This window comes from Candidatus Binataceae bacterium (assembly GCA_036495685.1).
In the GTDB taxonomy this organism is placed as follows: Bacteria; Desulfobacterota; Binatia; order Binatales; family Binataceae; genus JAFAHS01.
Window position 1 is genome coordinate 1 of the sequence record DASXMJ010000033.1, and the last position, 8,598, is coordinate 8,598.

Sequence of the window (8,598 nt, forward strand, 5' to 3'; positions counted from 1 at the left end):
CAACGCCAGTCCGTTTCTGGCGCGCTTTCGTCTCATCGCCGGGCGACGCAACATCTACAGCTGGCTGTTTCTGGTGGGTTTTTTCCTCGGATTTCCAAACTACGCGTTTTTTCTGGCGGTGGTGTGGGCCGGAATCACGGCTGCCATCCACGGAGGGTGGGTCCTCTCGAGAGCACTCGGCCGCCCGGTTTCTCACTAGCGACTAGTCGCTAGTGACCAAGCTGCGTGCCGGAACCAAAGCGGGCTTTTCTCGTCCTTTTAGGGCTGCGAGCGCCAGCAGGGCGGCGGCATTGTCGACGACGGAAGTGAGGCGGAACGCGATCCCGCGGTAAGACCCGCAGCTGCGGGCAGGCCGAGTGCCGTGAATATCAGAAGCTTTGCTCCCTCCTGCACGCCAAGCACGCTGGGCACGATGAAAGTCACGAAGCCAAGGAGCATAACCAACGATTCAATTGCAAGGCTGATTATGTGAAGCTGTGCGGTAAGCCGAGGCGTCGCAACAAGAAGAGGACCTGCAGAACGCCGCACAGAAAGGCGATCTGATGCGAGCAAACAGCTAGCGCGAGGTCCCGCGGACGCGAGCGATAGAGCGCGGCCATTTCCGCATCGACGGCCGGGCTCAGGCGCTTTAGGCGCACTATCCATCGCTTGGGAATCGGAAGACGTCTAAGGATCTGGGTGGTGGTGTTGGTAAAGCCGCGCAGTTGCAGGAGCAAAAAGGCGAGCACGCAGGCGAGTGTAGTAAGAGGAAACCCACCAGCACTGCCAGTGAGAATTCGTGCGATAGTTCGATGTGGCGCCACGTGAGAAACATCCCCCAAGCTATAAAGATGGCCTTGGAGAAGCTGAAGATGAGAGTTGAGGTCATGACTGTCGGCACCACGGTCGCGACGGGAAAGTCCCCATTCCACATGTTTTTTACGCCAGGCGGCGAACTCTGGGACCCTCCGCAGCTATCCGACCTTTTCCCCAAGCGCACCCTAGGCGCCTGCTCATGGTGGGAAGGCAGCCCATCTTTGCTAATGGTGGCGCCGCGCTTTAACGCACGAGTGCCTTCGTTTTCAGTTGTGGTTGTAGCCGCCGGCCTCGTTTTCTGTGAGCGGGGGTGCGACCGGATGCTTTTCCAGAAGCGAGAGTGAGCGGTGAATGTCGTCGATCAAGATGTCGGCGAGGTCGCGGCTAACGCCGTGGCGGACCAGGACCCGCTGGACCACCAGATCTTGGCAATTGGGCGGGAGCGAATATGCAGGCACCTGCCATCCGCGGGCGCGGAGGCGGTCTGAAAGATCGTAGAGACTGTAGTTGTGCTGATGTTCTTCGCGAAACGTCCAGCACACTGCAGGCAAGCCGCCGTTCCCATCGTGGATGATTCGGAACGGTCCCATCTTGCCAACTTCAGCAGCAAGATGTTGCGCGGTTCGATAACACGCATCCTGAACCTTCCGGTATCCTTCAAACCCCAGGCGTAAGAAGTTGTAGTACTGGCAGACGATTTGGCCGGCGGGGCGCGAAAAGTTCAAGGCGAAGGTCGGCATGTCACCGCCCAGGTAGTTCACGCGGAAAATCAACTCCTCGGGCAAGTCCGCGTGATCCCGCCACACCACCCAACCCACCCCCAGAGGAGCAAGACCGAATTTGTGTCCTGAGGTATTGATCGATTTGACTCGCGGCAGACGAAAATCCCAGACCAGGTTAGGTTGACAAAAAGGGGCCAGAAACCCGCCGCTGGCCGCATCAATGTGGAGTGGAATATCGAGTCCGGTGCGCTGCTCGAATTCGTCGAGCGCTCGCGCGATCGCGTCCACCGGTTCGTACTGGCAGGTCATGGTGAGGCCCAGCGTGGGGACGACCATGATCGTATTTTCATCGCAGTGAGCCAGCGCTTGCTCCGGGTGCATCATCAGGCGGTCGCCGCTCAGCGGGACCTCGCGCACCTCAACGTCGAAGTAGCGACCGAACTTGTGCCAGCATATCTGCACCGGCCCACAGACCAGGTTGGGCCGATCGGTGGGCTTGCCTTGCGCGCGCCTCTTCGCGCGCCAGCGCCATTTGGCTGCAAGACCCCCAAGCATCGCGGCTTCACTGGAGCCGGTGGTTGAGCAGCCGATCGTATTGGCAGCATCGGGTGAGTTCCACAGGTCTGCCAGAATATGAACGCAGCGGGACTCGATCTCGGCCGTCTGCGGGTACTCGTCTTTGTCGCACATATTTTTGTCGATACATTCGCTCATCAAGGCCTGCACTTCGGGCTCGATCCAGGTGGTACAAAAGGTTGCAAGATTCTGGCGCGAATTGCCGTCGAGCAGCAGCTCGTCGTGGATCAGGGCGTAGGCAGTGCGCGGCGAATGTTCCTGGCGGGGAATCTTGTATTTGGGGATAGCGGTGGTCAGATCGCCAGAGGCGTAGATAACGTCCAGGGCTCGTCCCCGAGTGACAGACTTTCTGTGAAGTGACATGATGCTTCCTCCAATTCGGTCTCAACTCGACAGGACAACTCACCTGACGCCAGATCTGCGCTTCGGCAGTATTACGGGCAGCGCCGAGTTACCGGCCGATATTGGCAAGCGCGCTATAGCCATTCCAGATGATTTCGATTCCGATGCACATCAGGATGAATGCGGATAGTCGGACCAGAACGGCGGTCCCATCTTCCCCGAGCACGCTCACGGTCCGCTCCGCGAACCGGTAGCAGAAATAGATCGTGGCGGCTATGGCGACTACCCCCGCGACTGCGGCACCTCCGAGCGTCGCTACGCTGACCAGGTCAGCTATCCGAGGCCGCTGGCTGCCGAGGGTAATCGCGACCGCGATCGATCCGGGCCCAACGGTTAACGGCATCGTCAAAGGATAGAAAGAGTCGTTTGGCCGGACGGCTTTCTCGCTCTGCCGGTCTTCGTCGTCTCCTTCCTGAAGAAGGTTCCAGCCAGTAACAGTCACCACGAGTCCACCAGCGATGCGGACGATCGGTAAGGTAATACCGAAGAAGTCGAGCACGTAGGAACCAATCAGCATCGATCCAAGCAACAGAAAAAAACAATTGATCGTCACGCGCAGGGCGAGCGCGTTGCGCTGTTCGTCCGTGCAGTGGCGCGTCAGGCCCAGGAAGATCGGCGCACCGCCGATAGGGTTAACGATCGGAAACAATCCAGCATAAAAGAGAAGAAACGCGCTGACCATGGTGTTTACATCTGCCATCGCATCTCCATGGTTTTTTGCGGCATAAGCAAACTATCCCGGTCGCGTAGGAAGGGGAGCTGGTATGCTCTCAAGAGTTTTGAGCTCGGAGCCTCCGACCGGAAGTTGGAACCAACCCTGTCCGCCGCCGACCAGCGATGATTACTACGTGGGGCTGACATTTCCGACAGTATTTAGAGCAGTGCTCCATGGCAGCCAAGAGGTTCCCAACTGGTGATTTACGCTCCGCAACTATGACTCTGCCAAGAGTGGTTCGAAGTCCCAGTGCCCACGACCGATTGGAACAGGTCACCCCCACAAAAATGATGGAGCGTAGCTGATAACGCCTGCCGTCCCCAGGGGTTCCACCTTCAAGGTGCCGACATCAATCTGCGGGTCGTGGTAACGAAATGTGACCTCAAAATCCCAAATACCACGCCAACGCAGAGAGTAGCCCAACCGTGGGCCGGGTCGTCTGGTTCGTTCTCCTACAGACCGTTGGCTTGGTCATGCTTCGAGCGACGATAGATTGGTGGCCTATGGAACTGGGGTTCGATAATCCTTCAACCGCTGCCTTTGCCTGGTTGAGAGCCGGTCGCCCTAGCTCTTTATTACAAGGCCCTCCTTCATGACGAAACTGACGCGCTCCGTCGCCGTAATATCGTCGATCGCGTCGCCCGGCATGGCGACAATGTCGGCCACCTTACCCTCCTCAAGGGTGCCAAGAAGGTTCTCCACCCCCAACAGTTCCGCGTTCACCGAGGTGGCAGTCCTGAGTGCGGCGGCCGGACTCATTCCCAATCTGACCATGATCGCGAAGTCTTTCGCGTTCATTCCATGAGGAAAGACTGAGGCGTCGGTCCCATAACCGATTTTCACTCCGAGTTCTACGGCCCTCCGGAACACTTTCGAATGCGATGCCTTCGCTGCCAGTGCCTTGATCTCAACCGCGGGAGGGAGTCGGGTTCGCCCACCGGTTAGCCATTCCAATGCGAACAAGGTTGGAACCAGATAGGTGCCCTTGCTCTTCATGGTATTCAAAGTGTCATCTTGCAAAAACGAACCGTGCTCGATCGACTCCACGCCGGCCAAGATCGCTTCCTTTGCCGCGCGATCTCCGTGGCAGTGCACTGCGACCCTTTTTCGAAGCCGATGAGCCTCGTCGACGACGGCGGCCATTTCCTCAAGCGTGAGTTGGGGAGTATCGACCTCGTCAGCCAACGAGAGAACCCCGCCTGACGCGCAGAACTTGATTAGGTCGGCGCCGTGTTTGACGTTGAATCGCACCGCCTGGCGCAAAGCAGAGGGGCCATCAGCAACCCCGTCGGTATAATCCAACTCTCTGCCGGTAGCGCGGAAGCTTAAGCCTCCGGTGAAGTCGCAGTGGCCTCCTGTTGCCCCGATCAAGTTACGCGCGGCCAGCATTCGTGGGCCCGGAACCAGTCTTTTCGCTATCGCATTGCGCAAACTCACATCGACGAAGTTGCTACCGGGAATGCACCCGACATCGCGTACGGTAGTGAAACCCGCCTCCAGGGTTATCCGGGCGTTGAGTGCGGCCAGGTAGGCTCTTTCCGCCACGTGCTGCCGGAGCTGATTGATAAAAAATTGATCGTATGGCTCCGCAGCAACGGTCAGGTGAGTATGTGCGTCAATGAAACCAGGGGAGAGCGTCACGTCGCCCAAGTCGATCGATTCCGCACCCGAAGGTGCGCGTGCCGTGGCGGTGAGGCCAGCGATCCGGTCGCCTTCCACTACAACGCTCGAATTGCGCAGAAGGCCTTCGGACCTGCCGTCGAAAATGCGAGCTGCCTTGATAACGATAGTCATTTGGTTTCCCCTTAAGTGATTAGCCCTTCGAGCACGCCTTTGCATCCGTGGGTCATCGGTGTCGAAGTGTTCTGTGAGCCACAGCAGATTTCGGCGAGCGGCGCACCTCGTGCGGGTCGAGACTCTCCATCAACATCCTCCGATCCTTTGAGCTCTGCGCAAAACGCGATGACCGCCTCCTCACCTAGCGTTCCACGGCTGCACGTCTCTCGGACTTTGACAGGGGGCGAGATTTCCGGGCCTGGCTGTCGAGGGCCAAGCAGACACGCGCCAGCCTTGTGGCGCACTCTCTGGAGGATTCACTCCCGGTGAATTTTCACAGCCGCACCTCGAACAGGACCGGTCCCGGCATTCCTCGGCCGGAATCATTGAAGATCGCCTTTCTTCGTCAGGAGTCTAAGTGGTGCTGTCCGCCAGTGGTCTGATCTCGTTTTACGTGTCGATATTACTTTGAGCGATTTGAGTTGCAAACCGTGTTCATTGGCGCCAAAAGGTCCAAGGCGTTAGTGATAACCAAACCCAAAGAACTCGCCGGACGTTTTTGGAAGTTCTCGATCCGCGGTCACCGAGGATAGCTGAGTAAGATGAGGCCAGAGACCAACTCAAAGCATACGGATGAATATCTACGAACCTGGACACTGAGAAGTTGTTGTAGAGTACGGCGCCTTAAGAATCTCGTCGTAGCGGCCGCTGCGGTGAGCTTTTTCTGCGCGAGTCCGGGCTTCGGCGGACCCTCGCCCGCCGCGCCTGATGAGGCGGCCTTCGAACATAACTTCGACGCGCTCATTCATCCCGAAGAATTGCGCGCCTGGATGAAGTTGCTCGCTGCCGAACCAAACCATGTCTCGTCGCCCCACGACAAGGCCAATGCCGATCAGATCCTGGACTGGTTTAAAAGCTGGGGATGGGAGGCACACATCGAGACTTTCTCGGTGCTCTATCCGAAGCCAGTACGCGAGACCCTGGAACTTCTCGGCCCGCATAAATTCACCGCCACGTTGCAGGAACCACCCATCCCCGGCGATTCGAGCTCGACCGCGACCGATCCAGCTCTGCCAGCGTACCTCGCTTATGCGCGCGACGGTGACGTAACCGCGGGTCTCATCTACGTTAACTACGGGATGGTCGACGATTACAAGATGCTCGAGCGGCTCGGCGGCAGTGTAAAGGGGAAGATCGTTATCGCACGCTACGGCTCCGGATGGCGCGGGTTGAAGCCCAGACTTGCCCAGGAGCACGGCGCGATTGGATGTATCATCTATTCAGACCCGGCACAGGACGGCTACTCGATCGACGACACCTATCCCGGCGGTCCGATGCGCCCTCCTGGGGGCATTCAGCGCGGCTCAGTCATCGACATGAGTCTCTATCCAGGCGATCCGCTGACGCCGGGAATTGCGGCCACCAGTGACGCGAAGCGCCTGCCGATAGCCAATGCACCCACGATCGTCAAGATTCCAACCATTCCTATCTCATACGCCGATGCGCAGGTCTTGCTGGCTTCGCTCGGAGGACCGGTCGCTCCCGCACCGTGGCGTGGTGCACTGCCGATTACCTATCACGTCGGACCGGGCACGGCGCCAGTGCATCTGGCAGTCAAGTCCGATTGGCAGCTTCATCCGATATACGACGTCATAGCGATGATGAAGGGCTCGACCTGGCCGGATCAGTGGGTGGTCCGCGGCAATCATCACGACGGCTGGGTTTTCGGAGCCAGCGATCCGTTGTCAGGTCAGGTCGCGCTGCTTGCGGAGGCCAAGGCGTTCGGCGGGCTCGCCGCGCGGGGTTGGCATCCCAAGCGCACTCTTGTCTACGCGAGCTGGGATGGGGAGGAACCCATGCTCATGGGCTCGACTGAGTGGGGCGAGGCCCACGCCGCTGAACTGAAGCAGAAAGTGGTGCTGTACATAAACTCCGATGCCAACGAACGAGGCTTCCTGGAAGTCGGCGGGAGCCACGACTTTCAGCACCTGGTCAACGAAGTCGCCGGCGAAGTAATCGATCCTGAGACCGGAGTCCCGATCGGCCAGCGCCTGCGCGCAAAAATTCGCATAGCTGCGCTGGCACCGACCGCTCCGGAGCACATCAAGGCCGAGGCCAAGATCGCGGCGGACCCGGGCAAGGATTTCCCAATTGAGGCGCTGGGCTCGGGCTCCGATTTTTCGGTTTTTCTCGATCACCTTGGCGTCCCCGCGTTGAACGTCGGTTTCGCCGAGGAGGGCCGTTCCAGCGGCGTCTATCACTCCCGTTACGACACCTTCGAGCATCACAGTCGCTTCGTTGACCCGGGTTTCATTTATGACGCGTTGTTGGCCAAGACGATCGGTCGAATGGTGGAGCGCGTCGCTGACTCCGAACTTCCTGTCCAAAACGCGGGTGGTCTTGCCAACGCGATTTCTGAGTATCTCGACCAGGTCAAGAAGCTCGCTGACGAGGAACGAGAACAAGCCGAGGCGCAAGCTGGGCTGCTCCGCGATCGAGCCTTCCAGCTTGCAGCCGATCCCACGAAATCAAGCGGTGTGCCTGCTGCGCTCGATTCGGTCCCCCACACTGAGGTTGCGTCACTTGAGGACGCGGTAGATCGTCTGAAGCGCCGCGCCAAGGCCTACGACGACGCGCTTGCGAAGAACGGCCCGCACCTGTCCCCCACTCAACTGGCCCGCGTCCAAGTCCTGATGCTGGACATCGACCAGACGTTAGCGCCCGCCGTGGGTCTCCCGGGAAGGACCTGGAACAAGAATCTAATTTATGCGCCGGGCCGCGATACAGGTTATGAAGCCAAGACCCTGCCCGGCGTCCGTGAGGCAATCGAAGAGCGCCGCTGGTCCGACGCCCCGCGTTACGCCGAACTCACGGCGAACGCTCTAAATGCCTACAGCGACCGTCTCGATCAAGTAACCATCATTCTCAACGGCAAGTAGCACGACCCGGCCCGTAACTCACTTCATTTCCCGGTTCCGGTCACCAAAAAACTTGTGGGACTGTTGCTCGCATTGCTGTTGACAGTGATTGTTGCGCTCGCCCCTCCAGCCGAGGTGGGAGCGAATAAAACCATAGCCTTGCACTTCCCCTTGGGCCCTACCAAACCGGTACAATTGGTGGAGCCTCCAAACTCGCTCGATCCCGCAATCGATCCTCCGTTGAAAGTAATCGTCGCTCCACCTTTTTTCTTAGCGGTATTGGTCAAGGTCATTACCTTGGTCTTGCTCTTTCCCACCTTAACTTTGCCGAAGTTCAGCGCACCCTGGGACAGCCCCACGGACGCGGACACCTTGGGGGTTGGAGTCGGAGTAGGTACGGGCGTTGGTATCGGAGCCGGAGTAGGTGCAGGCGTCGGTGTCGCGGCTGGCGTTGGCGTCGCCGGCGTTGGCGTCGGAGTTCCGGTTGCAGCCGCAGCCATCGCGGTGACGAATTGGTTGATGTCGACACTGCCCCAACCCGTGGCCTGGTCATAACCCGGACCGGCGCTGAATCCTGTCACCCCGTTGAAGGTGTTGTTGCCGGTGGTGATGTCATGGAACCCGGCGGCCGCCTGCCCCGCGCTGGCCAGAGCGTAAACCTTGGGATTGATTGAACCGACCTTGCCGCCCGACT

7 protein-coding genes are annotated in these 8,598 nt (G+C 59.0%); 2 read left to right on the forward strand and 5 right to left on the reverse strand.

Annotated elements, in window-relative coordinates; translation table 11 throughout:
- Positions 1-199, forward strand: a 199-nt coding sequence (locus tag VGI36_03590; GenBank protein ID HEY2484201.1) for a hypothetical protein, incomplete at its 5' end; no start/stop codon positions are given.
- 265 nt (positions 200-464) lie between these two features.
- On the opposite strand, the gene VGI36_03595 is transcribed toward VGI36_03590, so the two are convergent.
- The 4 genes from VGI36_03595 to VGI36_03610 form a co-directional block, all read right to left on the reverse strand.
- Positions 465-803, reverse strand: coding sequence for a hypothetical protein (locus VGI36_03595; GenBank protein ID HEY2484202.1), 339 nt, complete (start codon positions 801-803; stop codon positions 465-467).
- Between the two features lie 258 nt (positions 804-1,061).
- Complete coding sequence (locus tag VGI36_03600) at positions 1,062-2,456, reverse strand: glutamate decarboxylase (GenBank protein HEY2484203.1); 1,395 nt, start codon at positions 2,454-2,456, stop codon at positions 1,062-1,064.
- An 88-nt stretch (positions 2,457-2,544) separates the two neighbouring features.
- Complete coding sequence (locus VGI36_03605; GenBank protein HEY2484204.1) at positions 2,545-3,195, reverse strand: MarC family protein; 651 nt, start codon at positions 3,193-3,195, stop codon at positions 2,545-2,547.
- Between the two features lie 579 nt (positions 3,196-3,774).
- Entirely contained in the window at positions 3,775-5,004 is a 1,230-nt protein-coding gene (locus VGI36_03610) for an amidohydrolase family protein (protein HEY2484205.1), read from the reverse strand.
- A gap of 584 nt (positions 5,005-5,588) precedes the next feature.
- Here VGI36_03610 and VGI36_03615 point away from each other — a divergent pair.
- Entirely contained in the window at positions 5,589-7,925 is a 2,337-nt protein-coding gene (locus VGI36_03615; protein ID HEY2484206.1) for a transferrin receptor-like dimerization domain-containing protein, read from the forward strand.
- 23 nt (positions 7,926-7,948) lie between these two features.
- Here VGI36_03615 and VGI36_03620 read toward each other — a convergent pair.
- Positions 7,949-8,598 (reverse strand): choice-of-anchor D domain-containing protein (locus VGI36_03620; protein ID HEY2484207.1); only part of this gene is annotated, 650 nt, incomplete at its 5' end.

Bases quoted from the DNA above. Each gene is read 5' to 3' on its own strand.
- VGI36_03605 (HEY2484204.1), bottom strand. From the start codon at position 3,195: ATGGCAGATGTAAACACCATGGTCAGCGCGTTTCTTCTCTTTTATGCT.
- VGI36_03610 (HEY2484205.1), bottom strand. From the start codon at position 5,004: ATGACTATCGTTATCAAGGCAGCTCGCATTTTCGACGGCAGGTCCGAA.
- VGI36_03615 (HEY2484206.1), top strand. From the start codon at position 5,589: ATGAGGCCAGAGACCAACTCAAAGCATACGGATGAATATCTACGAACC.
- VGI36_03600 (HEY2484203.1), bottom strand. From the start codon at position 2,456: ATGTCACTTCACAGAAAGTCTGTCACTCGGGGACGAGCCCTGGACGTT.